The 24,488-nt window shown below is 71.7% G+C and carries 27 protein-coding genes; 19 read left to right on the top strand and 8 right to left on the bottom strand.

Annotated elements, in window-relative coordinates; genetic code table 11:
- Window positions 1-23 precede the first annotated feature (23 nt).
- The 4 genes from NF681_20785 to NF681_20770 all read right to left on the bottom strand — a co-directional run bounded on the left by NF681_20785 (window position 24) and on the right by NF681_20770 (window position 1,690).
- Entirely contained in the window at window positions 24-275 is a 252-nt protein-coding gene (locus tag NF681_20785; protein ID UST56045.1) for a hypothetical protein, read from the bottom strand.
- 10 nt (window positions 276-285) lie between these two features.
- A complete protein-coding gene (locus NF681_20780; protein ID UST56044.1) occupies window positions 286-537 on the bottom strand; it encodes a hypothetical protein in 252 nt (83 codons plus the stop codon).
- Window positions 538-677: 140 nt separating this feature from the next.
- Complete coding sequence (locus NF681_20775) at window positions 678-896, bottom strand: hypothetical protein (protein ID UST56043.1); 219 nt, start codon at window positions 894-896, stop codon at window positions 678-680.
- A 104-nt stretch (window positions 897-1,000) separates the two neighbouring features.
- Window positions 1,001-1,690 (bottom strand): GntR family transcriptional regulator, encoded by a 690-nt coding sequence (locus NF681_20770; protein ID UST56042.1) that lies wholly within the window; start codon window positions 1,688-1,690, stop codon window positions 1,001-1,003.
- Between the two features lie 258 nt (window positions 1,691-1,948).
- Here NF681_20770 and NF681_20765 point away from each other — a divergent pair, with 258 nt between their 5' ends.
- From NF681_20765 to NF681_20735, 7 genes are read left to right on the top strand one after another with little or no spacing between them, the layout of a single operon-like run.
- Entirely contained in the window at window positions 1,949-2,737 is a 789-nt protein-coding gene (locus NF681_20765) for a DUF969 domain-containing protein (protein UST56041.1), read from the top strand.
- 1 nt (window position 2,738) lies between these two features.
- Window positions 2,739-3,695 carry a DUF979 domain-containing protein gene (locus NF681_20760; protein ID UST56040.1) on the top strand — a complete coding sequence of 319 codons (957 nt, stop codon included), beginning with the start codon at window positions 2,739-2,741 and terminating at the stop codon, window positions 3,693-3,695.
- Window positions 3,696-3,707: 12 nt separating this feature from the next.
- Window positions 3,708-4,388, top strand: a complete 681-nt coding sequence (gene pcp / locus NF681_20755; protein ID UST56039.1) for a pyroglutamyl-peptidase I — start codon at window positions 3,708-3,710, stop codon at window positions 4,386-4,388.
- A gap of 47 nt (window positions 4,389-4,435) precedes the next feature.
- Window positions 4,436-5,251, top strand: a complete 816-nt coding sequence (locus NF681_20750; protein UST56038.1) for a LamB/YcsF family protein — start codon at window positions 4,436-4,438, stop codon at window positions 5,249-5,251.
- The gene (locus NF681_20745; GenBank protein ID UST56037.1) at window positions 5,251-6,873 is read left to right on the top strand and encodes a 5-oxoprolinase/urea amidolyase family protein; all 1,623 of its coding nucleotides are present in this window, start codon (window positions 5,251-5,253) and stop codon (window positions 6,871-6,873) included. Before NF681_20750 ends, NF681_20745 begins: the two co-directional genes overlap by 1 nt.
- Window positions 6,870-8,615, top strand: a complete 1,746-nt coding sequence (locus NF681_20740) for an ATP-grasp domain-containing protein (GenBank protein UST56036.1) — start codon at window positions 6,870-6,872, stop codon at window positions 8,613-8,615. Before NF681_20745 ends, NF681_20740 begins: the two co-directional genes overlap by 4 nt.
- A gap of 36 nt (window positions 8,616-8,651) precedes the next feature.
- Window positions 8,652-9,257 (top strand): class I SAM-dependent methyltransferase, encoded by a 606-nt coding sequence (locus NF681_20735; GenBank protein UST56035.1) that lies wholly within the window; start codon window positions 8,652-8,654, stop codon window positions 9,255-9,257.
- Between the two features lie 61 nt (window positions 9,258-9,318).
- On the opposite strand, the gene NF681_20730 is transcribed toward NF681_20735, so the two are convergent.
- The gene (locus NF681_20730; protein ID UST56034.1) at window positions 9,319-10,680 is read right to left on the bottom strand and encodes an SAF domain-containing protein; all 1,362 of its coding nucleotides are present in this window, start codon (window positions 10,678-10,680) and stop codon (window positions 9,319-9,321) included.
- Window positions 10,681-10,882: 202 nt separating this feature from the next.
- On the opposite strand from NF681_20730, the gene NF681_20725 reads away from it, so the two are divergent.
- Window positions 10,883-11,083 carry a DUF3606 domain-containing protein gene (locus NF681_20725; GenBank protein ID UST56033.1) on the top strand — a complete coding sequence of 67 codons (201 nt, stop codon included), beginning with the start codon at window positions 10,883-10,885 and terminating at the stop codon, window positions 11,081-11,083.
- The gene (locus NF681_20720) at window positions 11,080-11,643 is read left to right on the top strand and encodes a hypothetical protein (GenBank protein UST56032.1); all 564 of its coding nucleotides are present in this window, start codon (window positions 11,080-11,082) and stop codon (window positions 11,641-11,643) included. The genes NF681_20725 and NF681_20720 overlap by 4 nt, the downstream gene beginning before the upstream one ends.
- Here NF681_20720 and NF681_20715 read toward each other — a convergent pair.
- Window positions 11,640-12,461: a MetQ/NlpA family ABC transporter substrate-binding protein gene (locus tag NF681_20715; protein ID UST56031.1), complete on the bottom strand. Its 822-nt coding sequence runs from the start codon at window positions 12,459-12,461 to the stop codon at window positions 11,640-11,642. The two genes, NF681_20720 and NF681_20715, sit on opposite strands and share 4 nt — an antisense overlap.
- Before the next feature lie 138 nt (window positions 12,462-12,599).
- A complete protein-coding gene (locus NF681_20710; protein ID UST56030.1) occupies window positions 12,600-13,754 on the bottom strand; it encodes an ATP-binding protein in 1,155 nt (384 codons plus the stop codon).
- Window positions 13,755-13,970: 216 nt separating this feature from the next.
- On the opposite strand from NF681_20710, the gene NF681_20705 reads away from it, so the two are divergent.
- The 9 genes from NF681_20705 to NF681_20665 all read left to right on the top strand — a co-directional run bounded on the left by NF681_20705 (window position 13,971) and on the right by NF681_20665 (window position 22,437).
- Window positions 13,971-14,843, top strand: a complete 873-nt coding sequence (locus NF681_20705) for an ATP-binding cassette domain-containing protein (protein ID UST56029.1) — start codon at window positions 13,971-13,973, stop codon at window positions 14,841-14,843.
- Complete coding sequence (locus tag NF681_20700; GenBank protein UST56028.1) at window positions 14,836-15,498, top strand: ABC transporter permease; 663 nt, start codon at window positions 14,836-14,838, stop codon at window positions 15,496-15,498. The genes NF681_20705 and NF681_20700 overlap by 8 nt, the downstream gene beginning before the upstream one ends.
- Window positions 15,499-15,558: 60 nt before the next feature.
- The gene (locus tag NF681_20695; GenBank protein ID UST56027.1) at window positions 15,559-16,383 is read left to right on the top strand and encodes a MetQ/NlpA family ABC transporter substrate-binding protein; all 825 of its coding nucleotides are present in this window, start codon (window positions 15,559-15,561) and stop codon (window positions 16,381-16,383) included.
- Window positions 16,384-16,554: 171 nt separating this feature from the next.
- Entirely contained in the window at window positions 16,555-17,889 is a 1,335-nt protein-coding gene (locus NF681_20690) for an MFS transporter (protein UST56026.1), read from the top strand.
- Between the two features lie 132 nt (window positions 17,890-18,021).
- Window positions 18,022-19,371: a M20/M25/M40 family metallo-hydrolase gene (locus NF681_20685; GenBank protein ID UST56025.1), complete on the top strand. Its 1,350-nt coding sequence runs from the start codon at window positions 18,022-18,024 to the stop codon at window positions 19,369-19,371.
- A 116-nt stretch (window positions 19,372-19,487) separates the two neighbouring features.
- Window positions 19,488-19,949, top strand: coding sequence for a DUF1810 domain-containing protein (locus tag NF681_20680; protein ID UST56024.1), 462 nt, complete (start codon window positions 19,488-19,490; stop codon window positions 19,947-19,949).
- A gap of 522 nt (window positions 19,950-20,471) precedes the next feature.
- Entirely contained in the window at window positions 20,472-20,804 is a 333-nt protein-coding gene (locus tag NF681_20675; protein UST56406.1) for a hypothetical protein, read from the top strand.
- 198 nt (window positions 20,805-21,002) lie between these two features.
- Entirely contained in the window at window positions 21,003-21,209 is a 207-nt protein-coding gene (locus NF681_20670; GenBank protein ID UST56023.1) for a hypothetical protein, read from the top strand.
- A gap of 196 nt (window positions 21,210-21,405) precedes the next feature.
- The gene (locus tag NF681_20665; protein UST56022.1) at window positions 21,406-22,437 is read left to right on the top strand and encodes an SDR family oxidoreductase; all 1,032 of its coding nucleotides are present in this window, start codon (window positions 21,406-21,408) and stop codon (window positions 22,435-22,437) included.
- 83 nt (window positions 22,438-22,520) lie between these two features.
- Here the strand turns inward: NF681_20665 and NF681_20660 are convergent, their stop codons facing one another.
- Window positions 22,521-23,195: a Crp/Fnr family transcriptional regulator gene (locus NF681_20660; GenBank protein ID UST56021.1), complete on the bottom strand. Its 675-nt coding sequence runs from the start codon at window positions 23,193-23,195 to the stop codon at window positions 22,521-22,523.
- A 171-nt stretch (window positions 23,196-23,366) separates the two neighbouring features.
- Between NF681_20660 and NF681_20655 the strand changes: the two genes are divergently transcribed.
- Complete coding sequence (locus NF681_20655) at window positions 23,367-24,398, top strand: site-specific integrase (protein ID UST56020.1); 1,032 nt, start codon at window positions 23,367-23,369, stop codon at window positions 24,396-24,398.
- Window positions 24,399-24,488: the final 90 nt, after the last annotated feature.

The raw sequence follows: 24,488 nt of genomic DNA, 5'->3' as shown, positions 1-24,488 counted from the left end.
CCCGGACCCGGCACGCCGCCGGCTCAGGCGTCGCCGACGTTGACGGTGACGGTTCCGACGCCATCGCACACCGGGCACCGGTCGCCCGACTCCGCCCGGCCGGACCCGCCGCACTCCGGACACGGTCCCTTGGCGGTGCCGGGCGTTCCCGGCGGCGACTCGTCGCCCGGGCCCACGGGCTGCATCTCGTTGGCCGCGCCCGGGTCCTCCTCGCCGGCGGCGGACTCCTTGGCCAGGTCGGTCGCGGGTTGCTTGGAGGGGGTGTCGCTCGTCATGGAAGTCTCCTCATCGGTGGGTCGTTCGATCGCGGGAAGGGGTCTTGGCACCGCCCTGGGGCGTCGGCTGCGCGCCGGCCTTGCGTGCGGCGACGGCGGTGCCGGCGGTGCCGACGGTCGTGGCCGACGCGACGATGGCGCGGCCGGACGCGTTCGGCGCGGCATCGTCCGAGGCGGTCGACACCAGGGCCATCGTGAGCGGGATGAGGATGGCACCGCACACCGACGTCAGGCAGAGGCGGCGATAGACGCTCTCGTTCATGGGACCGTTTCCTTGGAAAAACTGCTGTCCGCAGGGTGTGGACGCGGCCCCGGGCCGCTTGTCAGGAATTGACGCCTCATCGCTAGCGCGCTTGGAGCAGCGCGCCGCAGGCGATGTGCAACCCCTCACGTCGCCGCCGTTCAGCGGCTGCGCCAGCGTCCCTTGTCCGCCAGCACCGCCAGCGGCCGCAGGTCCTTGAGCACGCCGGCCGTGGTGCGTTCGCCGAAGCGCCGCCGGTAGGCCGCCTCGTAGACGTGCGCCGGTCCGTGCGCCGTCCGGTCGCCGTGCAGGGCGCGCCGGCGCCAGTCGCACGCCAGGGACCACAGCTCTTCTCGGGACAAGGCGTCGGTATCGATCATGGGTGGGGCACTTCCAGGTCCTGAGCCGTCGCGGCGGCGTGAGACCGCGGCACGCGGGGCCGATGCGGTCGAACCCGGCGATGATACTGTTTCTTTATACAGCTTCAATCGCCCTTGCGGGCATCGCCCTCGACGCGCCGGGCATACACCGCCAGGACGATGCGTTCGGACTGCACGAGGTAGTCGTGCAGCGCCTGCGCGGCCTTCGCGAAATCACCGGCTTCCACCAGCGCGAGCAGGGTCGCGTTCATGTCGACGTAGGGCGCGTGCAGCAGTTCCGGGTCGCGCAGCAGGCCGAAGGCCAGGCGCAGTTCCGCCAGCACCGAGGCGAACAGCTGGTTCAGGCGCTCGCTGTCGGCGAGCTCGACGATGGCCCGGTGGAAGTCCATGTTGGCGGTGCCCACGCCCACCCAGTCGAGCGCCGCGCGGCAGCGCAGGGCGGCGTCCACCTGCGCGTGCATCTTCTTCTGCGCCGGATGGCACGGGTAGGCCCGCGCCAGCGCCTGGCATTCGATGAACCGGCGCACGCGGTAGATGTCCATGATCGCCGCGATGTCGGGCACCGAGACGAACACGCCCCGGTTGAGCGAATGCTTCACCAGGCCTTCCTGGGTCAGCATGCGGAACACCTCGCGCAGGGTGTTGCGCGAGATGCCGAGGCGGTCGCTCAGCGACTGCTCCGACAGGCGCTGTCCCGGCGCGAATTCCCCCTGCGTGATCTGCTGGCGCAGCTGCTCGGCGGTGCGCTCGGCCAGCGTCTGGGGTGCGGGGGCAGGGGGCGTGGGCAGGCTCATGCGGTGGAATCGGTCGGGCGGGAGGCGGAGGAAGGGCGGCGGCGCGGCGCCGGGGAGGTGCAGGGAAGGCGCAGGGGTTGTATCAGACCCGCAACGGCATCCGGCCGGCGACCCATCCCGTTGCGGGTTAGCACCTAGAAACTGGCATGCGAATTGCAGCCGGATTCTGATCCGATTGTTCAACAATCCAGACACGTTGATTCACCAGGATATCCGCTCGGTCGAATCAGTCAGCCAATCCAACCCGGAGTGCCGTTCGTGCCCACTGCCATCAACCTCTGGCCCCTGATCGGGGTCGCCGTCATCATCGCGGGCTTCGTGCTGCGCTTCAATCCGATGCTGGTCGTCATCGTCACGGCCATCGTCACCGCCCTCGCGGCGAACTTTCCGCCCGACAAGGTCCTCGCGGCCATCGGCACCGGCTTCATCAAGACGCGCAACCTGCCGCTGATCATCCTGCTGCCGCTGGCCGTCATCGGCCTGCTGGAGCGCCACGGGCTGCGCCAGCACGCACAGCGCTGGATCAGCGGCATCCGCTCGGCCACGGTCGGGCGGTTGCTGATCGTCTACCTGGGCGCGCGCCAGCTGACGGCGGCCATCGGCCTGACCAGCCTGGGCGGCCACCCGCAGATGGTGCGGCCGCTGCTCGCGCCGATGGCCGAGGGCGCGGCCGAGGCGAAGTACGGCCGCCTGACCGACCAGGTGCGCCACAAGCTGCGCGCCTACGCCGCGGCGACCGACAACGTCGGCCTGTTCTTCGGCGAGGACATCTTCGTGGCCTTCGGCGCCATCGTGCTGATGACCACCTTCCTGCGCGAGGCCGGCATCGACGTCGAGCCGATCCACGTCGCGCTGTGGGGCATCCCGACGGCGGTCTGCGCCTTCGCCATCCACGCCTGGCGGCTGTGGCGGCTCGACCGCTCGCTGGGCCGCCTGCTGGCCGAGGGCGGGCCGTCGACCCTGGGGACCGACGCCACGGCGCCCGACAGCGCCACGGCGACCGCCGCCACCGCCACCGCCACCGCCACCGCCAACAAGGGAGCCTGACATGACGCTGTCCATCGTCCACCTCTACTACCTCGTCGGCGCGATCCTCGCGATCACCGCCGTCATGACGCTGGCCGACCGCCAGCACACGCGGCGCTATTCCAGCGCCTTCTTCTGGGGCCTGTATTCGCTCGTGTTCCTGGTCGGCGACCTCGTGCCGCCGGTGTGGGTCGGCGTCGGCGTGATCGTCATGGCGCTCATCGCGGCCTTCGGCGGCGTGGGCATCGGCGCTCACCGCGCCCGCACGCCCCAGCAGTACCTCGACAGCGCCCGGCGGCTGGGCAACCGGCTGTTCATCCCGGCGCTGGCGATCCCCGTGGTGACCATGGTGGGCACCCTGTCGGCCAAGTACCTGGTCGTGGGCGGCACGCCGCTGCTCGATCCGCGCAACACCACGCTGGTGAGCCTGGGCATCGGCTGCGTGGTGGCGCTGGCGCTGGCCTGCCGCCTCACGCACGAGACGCCGGTGCAGGGCATCCGCGAATCGCGCCGCCTGACCGACGCGCTGGGCTGGGCGCTGGTGCTGCCGCAGATGCTGGGCATGCTGGGGCTGGTGTTCTCCGACGCCGGCGTGGGCAAGGCCGTGGCGCACATCACCACCAGCTACATCAACATGGACGTGCGCTTCTTCGCGGTCGCGGTCTACGTGATCGGCATGGCGCTGTTCACCGTCGTGATGGGCAACGGCTTCGCGGCCTTCCCGGTGATGACGGGCGGCGTGGGCGTGCCGGTGCTGGTGGGCATGTACCACGGCGACCCGGCCGTGATGGCGGCGATCGGCATGCTGTCGGGCTACTGCGGCACGCTGCTCACGCCGATGGCGGCGAACTTCAACATCGTGCCGGCCGCGCTGCTGGAGCTGCCGGACAAGAACGCGGTGATCCGCGCGCAGATCCCCACCGCCCTGACGCTGCTGCTGTGCAACGTCTTCCTCCTCAACTTCCTGATGTTCCGCTGAAGGAGACCGCGCATGACGACCAACGATCCCTCCGCCGCCACCCATCGCGTGCTGGTCACCGGCTTCGAGCCATTCGAGCAGGACGCCGTCAATCCCTCGTGGGAGGTGGCGCGCGCCCTGCACGGCTGGCACCACGCGGGCGCCGTGGTCCACGCGGTGCAGTTGCCCTGCGTCTTCGGGCGCGCCATCGAGGCGCTCGACGCCGCGCTGGCCGACGTGCGCCCGACGCTCGTGGTCGGCCTGGGGCTGGCCGGCGGCCGCGCCGACTGGACGCCCGAGCGCGTGGCCATCAACGTCGACGACGCCCGCATTCCCGACAACGCCGGCGGCCGGCCGATCGACGCGCCGGTGGTGGCGGGGGGGCCGGCGGGCTACTTCTCCACGCTGCCGATCAAGGCGATCGTGCACGCGCTGCGCGCGGCCGGCGTGCCGGCGTCGGTCTCGCAGACCGCCGGCACCTTCGTGTGCAACCACGTGTTCTACGCGCTGATGCACCGGCTCGCGACGGTGCCGGCGCTGGCCGGCGCGCGCGGCGGCTTCGTGCACGTGCCGCTGCTGCCGGCGCAGGCCGCGCAGCGCCCGGGCCAGCCGAGCATGGCGCTGGCGACCCAGGTCGAGGCCCTGCGCGTGCTGCTGCGCACCGCGCTCGCGGGCGGGGCCGACCTGCGCGAGAGCGGCGGCCAGCTGCACTGAGCGCCCCTGCCGATCCTTCCCACCCCCGCGAACCGGAGCACCCGACCATGAAGATGGACCTCAACAGCGACCTCGGCGAGAGCCTGGGCGCATGGCGCATGGGCGACGACGACGCCATGCTCGACATCGTCAGCAGCGCCAACGTGGCCTGCGGCTTCCACGCCGGCGACGCCGCCGGCATCCTGCGCACGCTGCGGAGCGCCGCGCGCAAGGGCGTCGCGGTCGGCGCCCACGTCGCCTATCCCGACCTCGCCGGCTTCGGCCGCCGCGCCATGGACGTCGCCAGCGCCGACCTGGTGGCCGACGTCGTCTACCAGATCGGCGCGCTGCAGGGCCTGGCCACGGCCGCCGGCACGCGGGTGCGCTACGTCAAGCCGCACGGGGCGCTCTACAACACCATCGCGCACGACGCGCGCCAGGCCGACGACGTGATCTCCGCCGTCCGCGCCGTCGATGCGGGGCTGGTGCTGGTCGGCCTGGCCGGCTCGCCGCTGCTGGCGCGGGCGCGCGCCGCCGGCCTGCGCGTGGTGGCCGAGGCCTTCGCCGACCGCGCCTACCGCGGCGACGGCACGCTCGTCCCGCGCGGCGAGGCCGGCGCCGTGCTGCACGACGCCGACGCGGTCGCCGCGCGCATGCTGCGCCTGGCGACCGAGGGCGTGGTCGCCACCGTCGACGGCGGCGACGTGCGCATCGAGGCCGATTCGATCTGCGTGCACGGCGACAGCCCGGGCGCGGTGGACATGGCGCGCCGCGTGCGCGCGCTGCTGGCGCGCGCGGGCGTCGAGGTGACGTCGTTCGTGCCCATGGCCGCACGCGCCGCCCCGGCGGATGCACGCCTGGCGGACGCCGGGGTGGCGGCGTGATGCGCTTCCTGAGCGTCAACCTGGACGCGCTGCTGGTCGAGCTCGACGACCTGCCGCAGACGCTGTCGCTGCTGGCCGCGCTGCGCGCCGACCCGATCGAGGGCATCGAGGAGATCGTGCCCGCCGCGCGCACGCTGCTGGTGCGCTTCCAGCCGGCGCGGGTGTCGCGCGACGCGCTGGCCGCGCGCATCGGCGAGCGCCGCGTGGACACGGTGGTCGAACGCGACGCGACGCGCATCGAGATCCCGGTCGACTACGACGGCGAGGACCTCGACGACGTCGCGCGCATGCTGGGCATTTCGCGCGAGGAGGTCGTGCGCCGCCACACCGGCACCGACTACACGGTCGCCTTCACCGGCTTCGCGCCCGGTTTCGCCTACCTCACCGGCGGCGACGCGACGCTGAGCGTGCCGCGCCGCACCACCCCGCGCACCCGCATCCCGGCCGGCGCCGTGGGGCTGGCCGGCGCCTTCAGCGGCGTCTATCCGCAGGCCAGCCCGGGCGGCTGGCAGATCATCGGCATCACCGCCGTGCCGATGTGGGACCTGGGCCGCGCGGTGCCGGCGCTGCTGCAGCCGGGCTTTCGCGTGCGCTTCGTCGACCGGGCCGCGCGGGGCGGCGGCGCGACCGGCGTCGCGGCCGGGGCGGAGGCGCCGGTCACGCCGGAGGCACCGGTCGCGCCGGTCGCGTCCGGTGCCGCGTCGGAGGGTCCCGCGCTGGTGGTCGCCGCCACCGGCGTGCAGGCGCTGTTCCAGGACACCGGCCGCCACGGGCAGGCCGGCCAGGGCGTGTCGGCCTCGGGTGCGATGGACCGGGGCGCGCTGCGCGCGGCCAACCGGCTGGTGGGCAACCCGCCCGACGCGGCCTGCGTCGAGATCGCCGACGGCGGCTTCGAACTGGTGTGCCGGGGCGACGCCGTGGTGGCGTTCACCGGCGCCGAGGCGCCGCTGCGCCTCACCACCGCCGGGGGCGCCGCCTGGCACCCGCCCGGCTGGGCGCCGATCGCGCTGGCCGAGGGCGACCGCCTGCGCCTGGGCGCGCCGCGCGCGGGCATCCGCTCCTACCTCGCAGTGCGCGGCGGCTTCGACGTCGCGCCGGTGCTGGGCAGCCGCGCCACCGACACCCTCGCGCGCGTCGGCCCGCCGGCCATCGCCGTGGGCGACGTGCTGCCCATCGGCGCGCCCGGGCGCGGCGTCGTCGGCGCGCCCGAGGAACCGCCGGCCGACCTGCCCCGCGCGAGCGAGGTGGTCGTGCTCGACGTCGTCATGGGCCCGCGCACCGACTGGTTCACGCCGGAGGCCGTGGCGCTGCTGGCCGGCCAGGTCTGGCGCGTGACCCCGCAGTCCAACCGCGTCGGCCTGCGGCTGGCGGGCGACGCGTCGCTCGCGCGCGCCATCGCGGGCGAACTGCCCAGCGAAGGCACGGCCCTGGGGGCGCTGCAGGTGCCGCCGAGCGGCCAGCCGGTGCTGTTCCTGGCCGACCACCCGCTGACCGGCGGCTATCCCGTGATCGCCTGCGTGGCGACGCACCACCTCGACCGCGCCGGCCAGATCCCGATCGGCGCCGGCGTGCGCTTCAACCCCATCCGTCCCTTCTCCGACACCACCCGGGAATCGCCATGAAGAAAGTCCTGATCGCCAACCGCGGCGAGATCGCCGTGCGCATCGCGCGCGCCTGCGCCGACTACGGCGTGCGTTGCGTCGCCGTGTACGCCGACGCCGACATCGACGCCCTGCACGCGCGCGTCGCCGACGAGGCCTACGGGCTCGACGGCGAGCGTCCGGCCGACACCTACCTGAACGCGGCCAAGCTGCTGGCCATCGCCGCGCGCTGCGGCGCCGACGCGGTGCACCCGGGCTACGGCTTCCTGTCGGAGAACGCCGGCTTCGCGCGCGCCGTGATCGGCGCCGGCCTGACCTGGATCGGCCCGCCGCCGGAGGCCATCGACGCGCTGGGCGACAAGGTGCAGGCGCGCCGGATCGCCCTGGCGGTGGGCGCGCCGCTGGTGGCCGGCACGCCGGGGCCGGTGAACGATGCGGACGAGGTCGTCGCCTTCGCCGAGCAGCACGGTCTGCCGATCGCCATCAAGGCGGCCTTCGGCGGCGGCGGACGCGGCCTGAAGGTGGCCTGGCGCCTGGACGAGGTGGCCGACCTCTACGCCTCGGCGGTGCGCGAGGCGGTCACCGCCTTCGGCCGGGGCGAATGCTTCGTCGAGCAGTTCCTCGACCGCCCGCGCCACGTCGAGGCCCAGGTCATCGCCGACACGCACGGCCGGGTGGTGGTGCTGGGCACGCGTGACTGCTCGCTGCAGCGGCGCAACCAGAAGCTGGTGGAGGAGGCGCCCGCGCCGTTCCTGAGCGACGCCCAGCGCGAGCGCATCCACCAGTCCGCGCGCGACATCTGCGCCGAGGCCGGCTACGTCGGCGCCGGCACGGTGGAGTTCCTGCTGAGTCCGTCCGGCGCGATCTCCTTCCTGGAGGTCAACACGCGGCTGCAGGTGGAGCATCCGGTGACCGAGGAGACCGCCGGCATCGACCTGGTGGTCGAGCAGCTGCGCGTGGCCGACGGCCTGCCGCTGTCGATCACCGAGACGCCCGCGCCGCGCGGCCACGCCTTCGAGTTCCGCATCAACGCCGAGGACGTGGGGCGCGGCTTCCTGCCGGCCCCGGGCCCGGTGCGGGTGTTCGACGCACCCTCGGGGCCGGGCGTGCGCGTGGACACCGGGGTGGTGGCGGGCTCGACGGTGCCGGGCACCTTCGACTCGCTGATGGCCAAGCTGATCGTCACCGGGCGCACGCGCGAGGAAGCTGTCGCGCGCGCGCGCCGGGCGCTGCGGGAATTCCGCATCGAGGGCGTGGCGTCGGTGCTGCCGTTCCACCGGGCGGTGATGGCGCATCCGGACTTCACGGGCGCGGCGGCCAGCGACTTCGCGGTGCACACGCGCTGGATCGAGACCGACTTCGCCAACACGCTGGCCGCCGCCGTGCGCGCCGAGCCGGCAGCGGACGCGGCGCTGGTGCGCACGGCCATCGAGATCGACGGGCGACGCCGCTCGATCGGGCTGCCCGCCGCGCTGCTGCGGGGACTGTCGGCCGCCGGGGGCGCCGACGCCGCGCCGGCGCCGGCCGAGGCGGACGTCGCCGCGGACCCGGCCGGCGTCGCCGCGCCGATCGCCGGCACGCTCCAGGCCTGGAAGGCGGCCGACGGCGACGTCGTGGCGCAGGGCGACGTCGTCGCGACGATGGAGGCGATGAAGATGGAGATGCAGGTGACGGCGCACCGCGCGGGGCGGCTGACGCACGCGGCGGCGCAGGGCGCCTACGTGGCGGCCGGCACGGCCATCGGGCGGATCGAGGCGGCCTGAGGGCGCCGGCGCCGGGGCGGGCGTTAGCATCCGGGCATGCAATCCGCTGACGCCGCCACCTTCGACGAGGCCTACTACGCGCGCTACTACTTCGACAAGAAGACCCGGACCGCCGACCGGCAGCACGTCGAGCGGCTGGGCGCCTTCGTGAGCGCCTACCTCAAGTACCTGCGCGTGCCCGTGCGGCGCGTGCTGGACGTGGGATGCGGGATCGGGCTGTGGCGCGACATCGTGGCGCGGCACTTCCCGCAGGCGAGCTACCACGGCGTCGAGGTCAGCGACTACCTGTGCGGGCGCTACGGCTGGGAGCGCGGCTCGGTCGTCGACCACGCGGCGGCGCAGCCCTACGACTTCGTCATCTGCCAGGGCGTCCTGGCCTACCTCAATCCGGTCGACCTCAAGCGGGCGCTGCGCAACCTCGCCACGCTCAGCCAGGGCGCGCTCTACGTCGAGGCCGTGACGCTGGAGGATTACGAGAACGACACCGTGGACGAGGCGCTGACCGACCCCCGGCTGTTCCGCCACCGCGACCACGCCTACCGCCAGGGCCTGTCGCGCGGCTTCAAGGACCTCGGCGGCGGGGTGTGGCTCAGCCGCCGCGCCGACGTGCCGCTGTTCTCGCTGGAGTGCGCGGGCGGCTGAACGCCCGGCACGCGGCGGTCGGCCGACGGGTCGAGGTCGAAGGCGCCGACGACCTCGTCACTCAATCGCCGGCCCCCGTCTCGGCCCGGAACACGCCTTCCATCTCGCGCCGGAACGCGATCGCCTGGTTCGAGGCGTCGAACGTCACGTCGTCCCAGCGCACCACCTGTCCCGACGCCACCGGGCGCGTGAGCACCACGCCGTGCGCCAGGCCGATGGGCAGCGCGCCGGCGCGCAGCGAGTCCGCCGCCGGCATCAGCCGGCCGTACACGCGATGTCCGCCCTCGCCGTCGAGCGTCTCGCCGGCCGACAGGTCGCGCTTGGCCGTCGCCGCGACGTCGCCGACGAAATCGCCGGTGGCGCCGGTCGCCTCGCCGCGCAGGGCGATGTTGGCCACCGAGATGCCCAGTTCCAGGCCGATCAGGTGGTAGGGCTTGTACATGGCGGCGTAGACCCCGCTGGCGTCGGTCTTCAGTCCGTACTGGGCGAAGCAGTCGCGCACGTAGCCCGTCGGCGCGCGGAAGGTCACGAAGACGCCCCAGCGCAGGTCGCGGAAGACCGGCCGGCCGTCGCGCTCCAGGGACGACACCACCTCCACCGTGCCGGTGCGCGCGAGGAGGCCACCGTCGCTCGCGGGCTTGAGCAGGGCGGGCAGGTCGTCCACGCCGCAGGGCGGGAAGGCCAGGCCGTCCGTGGCCGGGCGCAGGCCGGTGCCGTTGGCCACCGCCGCCATCTCCAGCGCCGATTTCGTGCCGTCGAGGAAGGAATTGAACATCTGGGCGTTGAAGTCGCCCTCGGCCACCTGCGCCTCGGTGAAGCCGTAGTGGTCCCAGACCGTGTCGGGCGTGGAGCGGTGGTAGGCCGGCAGGTACTTGGTGCCCTTGCCGGCGCACACCACCTCCAGGCCGGCGGTGCGCGCCCAGTCGACCAGCTCGGCGATCAGTGCCGGCTGGTCGCCGTAGGCCATCGAATACACGATGCCCGCTTCCCTGGCGCGGCGCGCGAGCAGCGGTCCGGCGAGGGTGTCGGCCTCGACGTTGACCATCACGACGTGCTTGCGGTGCTCGCAGCACAGGAGCGCGTGGCGGATGCCGGCCGACGGGCTGCCGGTGGCGTCGACGACGATGTCGAGCTCGGGCCGCGAGATCAGTGCCTGGGCGTCGTCCTGCACGAAGGTCGAACCCTCGCGCAGCGCCTCGGCCCACGAGCGGGCGCCGGACTGCGCCTCGCTCCAGCCGACGCGCCGCAGCGACGCCCGCGCCTGCGCGGGCGAGAGGTCGGCGATGCCCATCAGGTGGATGCCGGGCGTGCGCGGCACCTGGGACAGGAACATCGAGCCGAACTTGCCGGCGCCGACGAGGCCGACGCGCACCGGCCGGCCGGCTTCGGCGCGGCCCTTGAGTTGCTGGAACAGGGTGGACATGGGGGAGGCGTCTCTCTGGTCTCGTGGATGGAACGAGGCGCGGCGCCCGGGGCCCGCGCATCGCGCATGGATGCTGCCAGCCGCTCCGGCGCCGCGCAACCCGGGCACGGCCAACGGATGAGTCCGCGCGGCGCCCCGCACCTACAGGCACGGCGCGCGCGGGGCGATAACGTGGATGCTCGTCCAACCCGTTGAGTCCACCATGTCCGACCTCGATTCCGCCCCCGGCACCATCATCGATCCCGAACACCGCATCGATCCCCACACCAGCGCCTCCGTCACCGAATGGGCCGGCAAGCTCGGCGTCGGCGAGGACGAACTCATCGACGCCGTCACGGCCGTCGGCGACCGCGTCGTCGACGTGGAACGCCACCTGCGCGGGGGCAAGGGCACCGGCCGATGAGGATCGCTTGCCTGGCCTGGGGCTCGCTGCTCTGGAAGACCGGCCCGCTGCGCCTGGCCTCGGGCTGGAAGGACGACGGTCCGCTGCTGCCCATCGAGTTCGCCCGCGTGGGTGACAAGGGCGAGCTCTCGACCGCGATCCTGGAGGGGGCCGCCCTGCAGAAGACCTGGTGGGCGTTGCTGGAGGACGAGCGCCTGGCGACGGCGCGCGAGGCCCTGCGGGAGCGCGAGGCGATCGATCCGAAACACCGCGAATGGGTCGGCAGCCTGCCCGCCCTGGACGACTGCCCGTGCGCCGGGGTGATCGGCGCCTGGCTGGAACGCCAGGGGCTCGACGCCGTCGTCTGGACCGCGCTGCCGCCGCGCTACGCGGACACCGAGGGCCGCGTGCCGACGCTGGACGAGGCGGTCCACTACCTCGACCACCTGCGGGGCGAGGAGCGCGAGCACGCCGAGCACTACATCCGTCACGTCCCGCCCTCGCTGGCGACGGCCTACCGCGAGGGCATCGAGGCGCGGCTCGGCTGGACGCCGCGCGGCGTCCAGCACGGTGGCGCCTAGAACGCCGGGACCAGCGCGCCCTTGAACTTGGTCTCGATGAAAGCCTTCACTTCAGGCGACTGGTAGGCCTTCACGAGCTGCTGCGCCCAGGGCTTGTCCTTGTCGGCGCGGCGCACGGCGATGATGTTGGCGTAGGGCCCCTTGGGCGACTCCTTGATGATGGCGTCCCTGGCCAGCGTCAGGCCGGCCTTCTCGGCGAAGTCGTTGTTGATGGCGGCGATGGTCAGGTCGTCGAGCGAACGCGGCAGCTGGGCGGCATCGAGCGCCACCAGCTTGAGCTTCTTCGGATTGCCCGCCACGTCCAGCGGTGTCGCGGTGTTGTTCTTCACCGCCTCGGGCTTGAGCGTGACGAGTCCGGCCGCCTGCAGCAGCAGCAGGGCGCGGTTGCCGTTGGACGGGTCGTTCTGGACGCCGACCGTGGCGCCGTCGGGCAGCTCGGCGATCGACTTGAGCTTGCGCGAGTAGTAGCCCATCGGTGCCGTGAACGTGAGCCCGGCGGCCACGACGTCGAAGCCACGCGCCTTGTTCTGGTTGTCCAGGAAGGGCTGGTGCTGGAACGCGTTGGCGTCCAGGTCGCCGGCGGCCACCGCCGCGTTGGGCAGTTGGTAGTCGTTGAAGACCGTGATGTCGAGGGTCAGGCCGTCGCGCGCCGCGACCTGCTTGACGACCTTGAAGATCTCCTCCTGGCTGCCCACGACGATGCCGACCTTGACGGTCTTCTTGTCCTGGGCGTGGGCGGCGGCGGGCGCCAGCAGCGCGGCGGAGGCGAGGGAGAGCGCGGCGAGGAGGGCGGCGCGGCGGGGAGCGGAGGTCGACATGGTGGGGCGCGAACGCATCGCGGTTGGAGAAAAGAGGCGCGACTGTAGCGGCTCGGGCGGCGCGGTTCAACGAAGGAATCCGCATGTGTCCGCACGAGGCCTGCGCGCGGGTTTGTGTCCGGGCGGGCACCGGGCGGTTCAGGCCGCCCCGTCCAGCAGCCCCGCCCGCCGCATCACGGTCGCGGTGGCCGCTTCCTCCAGGGCGTACACGCCGCGCCGTTCCTTCCAGATCAGGGCCTTGTCCTGGAGGGCGGCGAGGGTCTGCTGGACGTTGGAGGTGTCGGGACGGACCTCCTCGTCGGGCGCGATGCGATGCAGGACGCGCCGGTAGAGGTCCATGGCGCGGGCGTCGAAGGGCGCGTAGCCGGCGCCCTGCGCCGCCAGCACCCGCAGCACGGCCGACTGCAGGGGCGTGAGGGCCTGCACGATGCGCAGCGTCTGCGCGTCGGCCGCCTCGATCTGTTCGGCGACCGCGCGTTCGAAAGCCTCGGGGGTCGCTTCGGGCGTCAGCGCGAAGTCCAGCCGCAGCCGGTCCGCCGCCGCCCCGAGGATCTCCGGCTGGTGGCTGGCGTCCTCGAACAGGCGCATGACGCGCTCGGGCGCCAGCGGCGCCTGCAGGTCGACGCCCTGGCAGAACCAGTCGACGTAGTCCGGCCCGAGCAGGGGAAAGGCCACCAGGGGCGCACCGAAGAACGCCTGGTCCTTGCTGTTGCGCAGCATCGCGAGCTTGTCGCGGTTGGAGCCGGTCGCGACGATGCGCAGGCCGTGGTGGCGCGAGCTGTTGAGCTCGTCGCGCGCCGCCTTCAGCGCGAACATCGCGTCGTAGCCGCCGTCGGTGGTGATGGCGTGCTGCGCCTCGTCGATGAGCAGCACGATCATCCGGCCGGTCTCCTCGGACAGCGCGGCCAGGGCGGCGCTCAGCGAGACCGCCTGGCCCAGGCCCACCCGGTCCAGGGAGAAGGAGACGCCGCCGACGCTCACCTTGTCCATGCCGGCCGACTTGGCCAGCCGCTTCACCAGGCCCTCGTGCGTGGCGAGCTCGGCGCGCACGGCCTCGACGATGACCGCGCCCGGGTCGGCCTTGCGGTTGGCCCAGAGGTCCACGTACATCACGGTGGCGCCCGTGGCCTGCAGCGCGGGGCGCAGGTCCTCCCGGACGAAGGTGGACTTGCCGGTGCGACGCGGGGCGGAGAGGAACAGCCCGGAGGACGAGGCCGAGCCCACGGCCTGCGTGGTGATTGCCGCCACCATGCGCCGGGCCAGTTCGGCCCTTGGAAAGAATTTCGTCGACATCGCCCACCTTCCGGTCCGGCGCGATGCGAGGGTCGCACCGCCGCGCCTATAGCCGATTATAGTGAACTATAGTTCTTGACGGCGACGCGTCGGGAGCGGTGCGCTTATTCGGGCCACGCATAAGGTCGTAGCGAATGTGTCGTTCGCCGGCGGGTCGTTTCTTCGCATACTCGCAGGCTTTGCCGGAAGCGGCCCGCCGGCCGTTCGTCCGCCTCCATGACCGCTGTGCCATCCTCTCCATCGACCGGCGACGCGCCGGTGATCCGCCTGCGCGACGTGCGCAAGTCCTTCTCCCTGCCCGACGGGGCGACCTTCGACGCCGTGCGCGCGCTGTCCCTGGACATCGCCCAGGGCGACGTCTTCGGCCTCATCGGCAAGAGCGGCGCGGGCAAGTCGACCCTGCTGCGCCTGATCAACCTGCTGGAGCGCCCCGACGCCGGCCAGGTGATCGTCGACGGGCGCGACCTGACGACGCTGTCGCGCCGCGAACTGCGCGAGACGCGCCAGACGCTGGGCATGATCTTCCAGCAGTTCAACCTGATCCAGAACGCGACGGTGGCCGACAACGTCGCCTTCCCGCTCCGGATCCACGGCCGCCATTCGCGCGCCGAGATCGCCGCGCGGGTGCGCGAATGCCTGGGGCTGGTCGGCCTGGAGGACAAGGCGGACGCCTATCCGGCCCGGCTCTCCGGCGGGCAGAAGCAGCGCGTGGCCATCGCGCGCGCGCTGGCGCCCCGGCCCCGGGTGCTGCTGTGCGACGAGCCCACGTCGGCGCTCGACAGCGAGACCACGCGCGAACTGCTGCAGACCCTGCGCGACATCAATCGCACCCTCGGGGTGACCGTGGTGATCGTGACGCACGAGCTGTCGGTGGTGGAGGCGCTGTGCCGCAACGTGGCGATCCTGGAGCGCGGCGAGCTGATCGAGCAGTTCGCGGTCGATGCCCCGGCGCCGGCCGCCGGTCGCCTGACCGTGCTGGGCCGCGAGATCGACGCGCTGGTGCGCCGGCGCGAACGCGACGCCCGCGAGGCGCTAGCCGGGGGCGCGCTTCGCGCCGAACGCGAAACGCAGGGAGCCCTCCATGCCTGAGAACATCGTCGCCATCCTGCCCGAACTGGGGGTGGCCATCGGCCAGACCTGCCTGATGCTGGCCATCGGCCTGAGCGCGGCGCTGCTGATCGGCGGGCCGCTGGGCATCCTGCTGTTCCTGCTCGGTCCCGGCCAGTCGCTGGCCAACCGCCCGGCGTTCCTGATCCTGAACTGGCTCGTGAACACGGTGCGCTCGTTCCCCTTCATCATCCTGCTGGTGGCGCTGGTGCCGTTCACGCGCATCGTGGCGGGCACCTCGATCGGGCCGCTGGCCGCCGCCGTGCCGCTGTCGGTGGCGGCCATCCCGTACCTCGCGCGGCTGGTCGACCAGTGCCTGCGCGAGGTGCCGCGCGGCGTCATCGAGGCCGCGCACGCCATGGGCGCGAGCGAGCTGCAGATCATCTGGCGCGTGCTCGTCGTCGAGGCCCGCTCGGGCCTGGTGCTGGCCTTCACGGTGCTGGCCGTGAGCTTCCTGTCCTATTCGGCCATCGCCGGGGTGGTGGGGGGCGGCGGCATCGGCGACCTCGCCATCCGCTACGGCTACTACCGCTTCCAGACCGACGTGATGGTGCTGACCGTCGCCGTCCTGGTGGTGCTGGTGCAGATCATCCAGATCGTCGGCAACACGGCCGCGCGCCGCCTCGACAAGCGCTGAGCCGCCCGCCGTTCCTTCCTTCGCGTCGCCTGCGACGCCTTTTCACGGACCTCCTCGACCATGACCCACGCCGCCCTGCGCCGCTCCTTCCTCTCCCTGTCGATCGCCGCGCTCGCCTTCGGTGCCCTGCCATCCGGCGCCGCCGCCCAGTCGGCGAAGAAGGACCTCGTCATCGGCGCCACCGCCGGTTCCAACTTCGACCAGCTCAAGCAGGGCATCGTCCCGATCCTGGAGAAGCAGGGCTACAAGGTGAAGCTGGTCGAATTCAACGACTACGTGCAGCCCAATCAGGCGCTGGCGCAGGGCTCGCTGGACGCCAACTTCTTCCAGCACCGCGTCTACCTGACCAAGTTCGCGGCCGACCAGAAGCTCGACATCGTCGAGCTGGTGCAGGGCCCGATCGCGCCGCTGGGCGTCTACTCGACCAAGCGCAAGACCCTGGCCGAGGCGAAGGAGGGCGACCGCTTCACGGTGCCCAACGACCCGAGCAACCTCGCGCGCGCCCTGGTCCTGCTGCAGGATCGCCAGCTGGTGACGCTGAAGGCCGGCATCGATCCGATCCGCGCCTCGGAGAAGGACATCGACCAGAACCCGCGCAAGCTGAAGTTCATCCCGCTGGAGGCCGCGCAGCTGCCGCGCTCGCTGGGCGACACCGAGTACGCCATCATCAACGGCAACTTCGCGATCTCGTCGGGCCTGAAGCTGACCGAGGCCGTGGCGCTGGAGAAGACGCCCGACCACTACCTCAATGTCGTGGCCGTGAAACGCGCCGACAAGGACGCGCCCTGGGCCAGGGCCATCGCCGACGCCTACCGTTCGCCGGCGTTCAAGGCCGTCGTCGACACCCGCTTCCAGGGCTACGCCAAGCCGTCGTTCCTGCAGTAGTCCGCCGGCGGCCCGGCCGGACGCGATGGCCGGGGCCCTTCGGGCGGCACGCGCGCATCGCCGGAGGCGACAGGCGATCGACGCCGGGGCCGCTAGGATGCACTCCCCCCTCCCATCCCGCCGCGCCCCGCACCGGTCCGCACCGCGACCGATGCCGTGCCTCACCGTTTCATGAGATCTCTCCGCTCCGAGCGCGGCGCCGCCCCGCCGGCCGCCGCCATCGCCGACCTCGCCATCGCTTCGGACACCGACACCGACACCGACACCGACACCGCGATCGCCGCCGCGCGGCCTCCCTCGAGGGCCGACGGCCCGGCCGCGCGCCGCCTGCTGCTGGGCCTGTCGGTCGTCCTGATCGCCTTCAACCTGCGTCCGGTGTTCTCCAGCCTGTCGGTGGTGCTGCCCGACATCGTGGCGGCCACCGGCCTGTCGGCGGCGGGCGCCAGCGCGTTGACCACGCTGCCGGTCGTCTGCCTGGGCCTGTTCGCCATGCCGGCGCCGGCGCTGGGACGGCGGCTGGGCCTGGAGCGCGCGCTGCTGATCTGCATGGCGATGATCACGGCGGGCACGGCCCTGCGCGGCACCGGCAGCGTGGCGCTGCTGTTCCTCGCCTCGGCGCTCGCGGGCATGGGCATCGCGGTGAGCAACGTGCTGCTGTCGGGCCTGGTGAAGCGCGACTTCGCCCGGCGCAGCGCCCTGATGATGGGGCTCTACACCATGGCCGTGTGCGGCGGCGCGGCCAGCGGCGCGGGCCTGACGGTGCCGCTGCAGCATGCCGTCGGCGCGGGGTGGGCCGGGGCGCTGGCGCTGTGGGCCGTGCCGGCGCTGGTGGCCACCGTGCTGTGGGCGCCGCAAGCGCTGGCCGTGGGCCGGCCCTCGGCGGCGGCGTCGCACGACCGCCTGCCCGGCCTGTGGCGCGATCCGCTGGCCTGGCAGGTGACGCTGTTCATGGGGCTGCAGTCCGCGCTGGCCTATTCGGTCATGGGCTGGATGGCGCCGATCCTGCGCGAGCGCGGGCTGGCGGCGGCCACGGCCGGCTACGTGGTGTCGGTCTCGGTGCTCACGCAGCTGGCGGTCTGCCTGGTCCTGCCGGCACTGGCCGCGCGCTGGCGCGACCAGGTGGCGCTGGCGGTGGGCCTGTCGGTGCTGACGCTGGCGGCCATGCTGGCGTGCATGTTCGCGCCGCTCGGCGGGATCTGGTTCTGGGCGGTGGCGCTGGGCGTCGCGCAGGGCGGCACCTTCGCGCTGGCGCTGACGCTGATCGTCATGCGCTCGCCGGACGCGCGTGTCGCGGCCCAGCTCTCGGGCATGGCGCAAGGCGTCGGCTACCTGCTGGCGGCGGCCTGCGGGCCGCTGCTGGTCGGGCTGCTGCGCGCCTGGACCGGCGACTTCCGCGCCGCCGCGGTGCTGTTCGTCGCGATCGGCGTCGCGCTGGTGGCCGCCGCCTTCGGCGCCGGCCGCGCGCGGCTCGTGGGCACGGCGACGCGTGACGTGCCGGCGGAGTGAATCGGCGCCCATCGCATCGGGCGGCCGAGGCAGCGATTTCGTTTCTCCCATGAGAATCGATTTGCTATAACCGAACGTCGTTCCACCGACCGGTTCACTTCACCGGTTCCAAACCCACGGCCCTACCGACCCATGACCCACCGCCTTCTCCGCGCTTCCGCCACTTTCCTTGCTCCTCGAGGCCGGTCGATCCGGCCCGCGTCGGTCCTCGCGGCCTGCGCCGCCCTGACGGCCGCGTCCGCGCTGGCGCAGACCACCGACCCCGCCGCCACCGCCACCGCCCAGCGGATCCTGGCGAGCCCGGCGTTCCAGACCGCCGTCGCCACGCTCGACAAGGAGCACGGCCGCATCGTCGAGGACGGCATCCGCCTCACCGAGATCCCGTCGCCGCCCTTCGGCGAGAAGGTGCGCGCGCAGGAGTTCGAGAAGATGCTCAAGGCCGTGGGTCTCGCCGACGTGCAGATCGACGCCGAAGGCAACGTGACGGGCCTGCGCAAGGGCACGCGCGGCGACGGCAAGGTGGTGGTGGTCTCCGCCCACATGGACACCGTCTTCCCGGCCGGCACCGACGTCAAAGTCAAGCGCCAGGGCACGCGGCTGTCCGCGCCGGGCATCGGCGACGACACCATGAGCATGTCGGTGCTGCTGGGCTTCGTCCGCGCGATGAAGGCGGCGGGCATCGGCACGCGCGACGACATCCTGTTCGTCGGCACCGTCGGCGAGGAAGGCCCCGGCGATCTGCGGGGCGTGCGCCACCTGTTCACCAAGGGTCCGTACAAGGACCGCATCAAGGCGTTCTTCTCGGTCGAGTCGGGCGACATCAACCGCATCACGCACGGCGGCGTCGGCTCAAAGCGCTATCGCGTGACCTTCAGCGGCCCCGGGGGTCACAGCTTCAACGCCTTCGGCGTCGTCAACCCGATGTTCGCGCAGGCCGAGGCCGCCACGGCGTTCTCCCGCATCCAGGTGCCCGCCACGCCCAAGACCACCTACAGCATCGGCCTGATCGGCGGCGGCACGTCGGTCAACTCGATTCCCGTGGAGAGCTGGATGGAAGTCGACATGCGCTCGGAGTCGGTGACCGAGCTCAAGCGCGTCGAGGACCGGTTGCTCAAGATCGTCCAGGAAGCGGCCGATGGCGAGAACTTCGCCCGCTCGACCAAGGAGGGCAAGGTCACCGTCGAGGCCAAGCTGATCGGCGACCGCCCGGCCGGCAGCACCGACGTCAAGTCCGAACTGGTGCAGGCGGCGCGCGCGGCCATCGAGGCCGGTGGCTACAAGGTGGTCTACGGCTGGAGCTCGACCGACTCCAACATGCCGATGAGCCTGGGCATCCCGGCCATCACCATCGGACGCGGAGCGCCCGACAAGAGCGGGCGCAGCCATTCCCTGGACGAGTGGATGGACGTGGAGAAGGAACCCATGGTCAAGGCGATGGCGACCAGCCTGAGCATCGTGCTGGCCGCGACCGGCATGGAGTGAGCGACGGCGCGCCGGCGCCGGCCGCGCCGACGGCTCGCCCGCGAATGCGCGGACGCGCGGACGCTGGCGCACCCTTCGACGAAAGGACCCCCATGACACCGGATGCGCGATTTCCCATGGACGACCGGCCCCCGGCGGCCGCCGGGTCCATCGACCTCGATCGGTTCGTCCGCGCCCAGGACGGCATCCACACGCAGGCCTTGGCGGAACTGGTCGCCGGCCGCAAGCGCACCCACTGGATGTGGTTCGTCTTTCCCCAGCTGGCGGGCCTCGGACGCAGCGACACCGCGCGTTTCTACGGGCTGGCGGGCGTGAGGGAGGCGAGGGCCTACGCGGCGCATCCCGTGCTGGGAGCCCGGCTCAGGACCTGCAGCGAAGCCGTCCTCACGCATCGGCAACGCACCGCGAACCAGATCTTCGGCTCACCCGACGACCTTAAGCTGTGTTCGTGCATGACGTTGTTCGAAGTCGCCACGCAGCGGGAGACCGTGTTCGGCGACGTGCTCGCGCACTTCTATGGCGGCACACGCGATGCGGCGACGCTGGCATGGGTCGCCGCGGAGGTCCGAGGCGGTTAGCCGCCTCGGGTGCGAGTGCGCCGGTCGCTCCGAGGCGAAGCGACTTTCCTGAGGGTCGATGAGGCGGCATCGGCGCCGATCTCGTCGAGTCGATGACGGAACGTCGACCGTTCGACGGCCGATTCGAACTGGCGACGGCAACGTCCGCGGACGGGGCGGCGGTCCGTGCCGCGAGTGAGTTTCTGTCGACCCATGGACGAAAGGGGCGATGCGGTGGGCGATGGATGGTGGGCATGAGCAACGGACGTGACCACACTCCGGCCCTACTGATTAACATAAGTATTATTGTATTGCATTTGTATTTGTATCGTCTTTATTGACGTCGAGGCGCTTTCCCAAGGGTCCGCTCACCGATTGCCGATCGCAAATAGGCTAACGCCCAAAGAGATGGGCTTTCAACACGTTTGAAATATAAAGATGAATAAGAAAAGCAAAGTCGAAGCGGCCCTGTGAACCCAACCCGTTAGCCTAAATAGCAATTCCACGCGACGGTGCGTGCGCATCCACGACATCATTGGTCCCATGCCGGATCCAATTCTCCTGACACCCGATGGCCGCTATCTGATCGTCAGAGGAAGGCTGTGGCGCACCTCGAATCCGGAACTCCCGGCCGAGGCCCGAGCGGCCCACGTCGCCCGGCTGATGGCGGCACGCCGCGCGGTCGGCGTCGCGAAACGACGAAAGGACGACACGGCCCTGCGCGCCGCGCGCAATGAAGTCGACGCGGCCAAGCATCTGCTCGGGGAACGCGGACCGGTCTGGTGGACCGACGGTGCACCGGACCTCACACGGCACATGGCCCGCACCACCCTCTACGCGGACTGGTACGCCACGCTGGACACGCCTGAAGATTAAAAGGAATTGGCCGTCGGGCCCCGGTGCACGTCGGGGTCCGGAATTCCGTGATCCATTCACGATGTCGTCGATCGCAAGGTCTGGCATTTGTCTCGATTCCACGCGGAAATGGCTTTGATCCGGTTGATCCGTGCACTGATGCCTAGGCCGTTCAATGCATAAGAAGAAAAATCCAGGTTTTCAGGATCACGGCAGACCATGAGCACTCATCTTTCGTTGGCGTTGGCGGTCAAGGAACTCGAAGCAGGCGAATTCCACTGGATTCTTCTTGAAGAGGAAAGCTCGTCGAACGACTTGCTGAGTTACGTGCCGCAGCATTTCAGCGAGCCGCACCGCGACGCCGCGGCCGCCTGGTCGGCGGGCTATCTGGCGGTGCGCGCGCGCATGCGCAAGGCGCCCAAATAGATCGCATGCCGATGCGGGGGCACTGGAGCGCCCCCCCTGCTCCAAAAGCTCAAGGCGTCCTACAGTCGTCCGCCCGCCTTCCGTCGGAAATTCCATGACGCTGCCCGGCCGCCTGCCGGGCGATGCCGGCGGGTCCGGACGGGCCGAGCCTCACGGTCCCCGCCGGACGCCTTTTCCAAAGCCCAACGGAACCTTCATGGACCTCGACACCAGACCCCTTTCATCGGCAGCGCTCGCAAGACAATGGCTGGCTCCCAAGGTCGTGGTGATCACCGGTGCCTCCAGCGGCATCGGCAGAGCCACCGCCCTCGCCTTCGCCGAGCGCGGGCACCACGTCGTGCTGGCCGCCCGCGACGAAGGCACCCTGCAACCGATCGCTGACGAGTGCGAAGCGGCGGGTGGTCGGGCCCTGGTCGTGCCGACGGACGTCACCGACGCCGCGGCGGTCCGCGCGCTCGCCAATCACGCCATCGCCCATTTCGGTCATGTGGACGTGTGGTTCAACAACGTCGGCGTCGGCGCGGTGGGCCTGTTCGACGAAACCCCGATCGAGGCGCACCGCCGCGTCGTCGAGTCCAACCTCCTGGGACACATGCACGGCGCGCACGCGATCCTTCCGCACTTCCGCGCGGAGGGCCGGGGCACGCTCATCAACATGATCTCGCTGGGGGGCTGGGTGCCCTCCCCCTATGCCACCGCCTATTCGGCCACCAAGTTCGGCCTGCGGGGCTTCAGCGAAGCCCTCCGGGCAGAGCTGTCGGTCACGCCGGACATCCACGTGTGCGAGATCTATCCGACCTTCGTCGACACGCCCGGCATCAACCACGGGGCCAACTACACCGGCCGGCGGCTGAAGCCGCCGCCGCCGCTGCTCGACCCCCGACGCATCGCTTCGGTGGTGCTGTCGCTGACCACCCGACCGCGTCCCAAGGTCTACGTCGGCGCGCCGTCGTGGCCCGGCATCGTCGCGCAGGCACTGGCCCCGGGCTGGGTCGGCACGGCGATGATGTGGATCACCGGACGCGCGCTCGAGCAGGCGACGCCGGCCGACCAGAGCGAGGGCAACCTGTTCGAACCGTCGCAGGGGAACGACGTGGACGGCGGCTTCCGCGCGTCGATGCGCGAGAGCACGGCGCAGGCGTCCAAGGTGGCCCTGGCCGTCGGTGCGGTGGCGCTCGTCGTCTGGGCGCTGCAGCCGCCGAAACGCCAACGTCCTCGCCGCGACTGACGCCGCATCGAGCCGTCGCCGGTGCTCGAGACACCGCGCCACGTCGAGTCCCCGGTGCGGACGGCGTTGGCGTTCGCCGGTGGTCAGTTCGCGAACACGACGTTCTCCCGGACCAGCATGGAGCCATCGGGCTGCGTCTGGACGAAGCCGCGGTCCTCGAGGGATTTCATGACGCGGCTGACCATCTCGCGCGAGGCGCCGACCATCTTGCCGAGGTCCTGGCGCGAGATCCGGTCGCGGATGACCAGCGTGCCCTGGCCATCGTCCACCGCGAACTCGATCAACAACCGCGCGATGCGGCCGTGGACGTCCATCAGGGCGAGCGACTCGATCTTGCGGTCGGCCGCGCGCAGCCGTTGCACCAGCACCCGCATGATGTTGTGCGTCATCGACGAGGCGTCCGGCAGGCAGTGCCAGAACGCCGCGCGGTCGAGCACCAGCACGTCCGTGTCGACTTCGGTGCGCACCGTCGCCGAATGCGGCTCCTCGTCGATCAGGCTCATCTCCCCGACGTAGTCGCCCTGCTGGAGGATCGAGAAGATGACCTCCCGTCCCCGGCCGTCGGCGCTCAGGACCTGGGCGCGCCCGGTCAGGATGATGTAGAGCGCCTCGGAGGACTTGCCCTGCTCCACGATCAGTTCACGCTTTTTGTAGCGCTGCTTGACGATGGCCTGCGCGACGGTCCGGGCCTGCTCGGAAGTCAGCGAGGCGAACAGCGGCACGCGCAGGAGCAGGTCCAGGTTGGAGAGGATGGTCATTGCCGCGGTCGCCACCCGGGGTTCGGATTCCCGGGCGACGTGATCGTGAAGGTGGGTGTTTGTAGCAGGGCCGACGGGCCTTGTGAATGGCGCGCGCGCCATCGCCGGGTGAGCCGCTTCGCCATGGGCGCCGTGGCGAACGGCATCGCCTGGAAGCGTTAATCTGACCGCATGTTCACGCTTTCACTTTTCGACGAGACCCCGGTCGAGGAAACCTACCGGATCGCCTTCGAGCACTGGCTTTCCGACAAGCGCGCCACGGGCGCCCTGCAGCAACCCGCTTCGGTCCAGGTCTATCGCGACATGTGGGACGCCTTCATGGCCTGGTGCCTCGCGCAGGTGCCGCCGCTGCCGATGACCGCGTTGTCGCTGCGCGATCTGCAGGCCTTCCAGGCGGCGCGGTTCGGCCGCCGCAACACCGACCTGTCGCTGTCGCCGCGCCACGCGCTGCGGCTCGTCCGGCTGGTCGATCGCGTCCTGCGCCACCATGCGCGGCACACCGGAACACCGGTCAACAGCGCCGCGTCCGACTGGATCGCCTCGCGTCCGGAAGTCCGCTTCGCCGATGCGGCCCAGGGCGATCCGCTGCCGGAATTCCTCTCGGTCGCGGAGGCCCGCCTGCTGATCGCCTTCGTCTCCAGCGCGCGTCCGCGCCCGGGCCTCGCGCCCTCGCGCCGCGACAGCCACGTCGCCTTCACATGGCAGGAACTGCGCGACCGCACCGCCGTGGCCCTGCAGCTCGGCGGCGGCCTGACCCCGGGGGACGTGCGCGCGCTCACGCTCGCCTCGCCGGTCGTGTCGGTGACCGCCGGCCAGCGCCCGCTGCCGCGCCGGATCGCCGTGCCCGGCAACGGCAGCTCGACGCCGCGCGAGACGCCGCTGGCGCCCTGGGCGGCGGAGTTGCTCCAGTACTGGCTGCAGGTCCGCGTGGAGGCACGGATCCAGGGCGACGTGCTGTTTCCGGCCACCCGTTCGGGTCGGCCCTGGCAGAAGGAAGCGCAGTACCGGTGCGCGATGGGCGTGCTGGAGGACGCCGGGCTCGACCGCACCGAGGGCGGATCGTTCCAGTTGCGCCACACCTTCGCGTTGCGTCAGCTGCGCCGCGGCGTCGACCCGGCGACGGTCGCGCGCTGGCTGGGCGTGGAAGCCGAGTCGATGGAACGCTACCGCCGCGTGCTGACGTCCCCGGTCGACGTGATCTAGGCCGGGCCCGGAACGTCGAACGGCCCCGGTGGACCGGCGCGGAACGGGTCCGCCACCGGCCCGCCGGGGCCGTTGCAAGGCATCGCGGGC

The sequence above is a fragment of the Comamonadaceae bacterium OTU4NAUVB1 genome, from assembly GCA_024372625.1.
Taxonomy (GTDB): Bacteria; Pseudomonadota; Gammaproteobacteria; order Burkholderiales; family Burkholderiaceae_C; genus Variovorax.
Note: the sequence above shows the minus strand (reverse complement) of the source record. Positions and strands in the feature narration are given on the sequence as shown.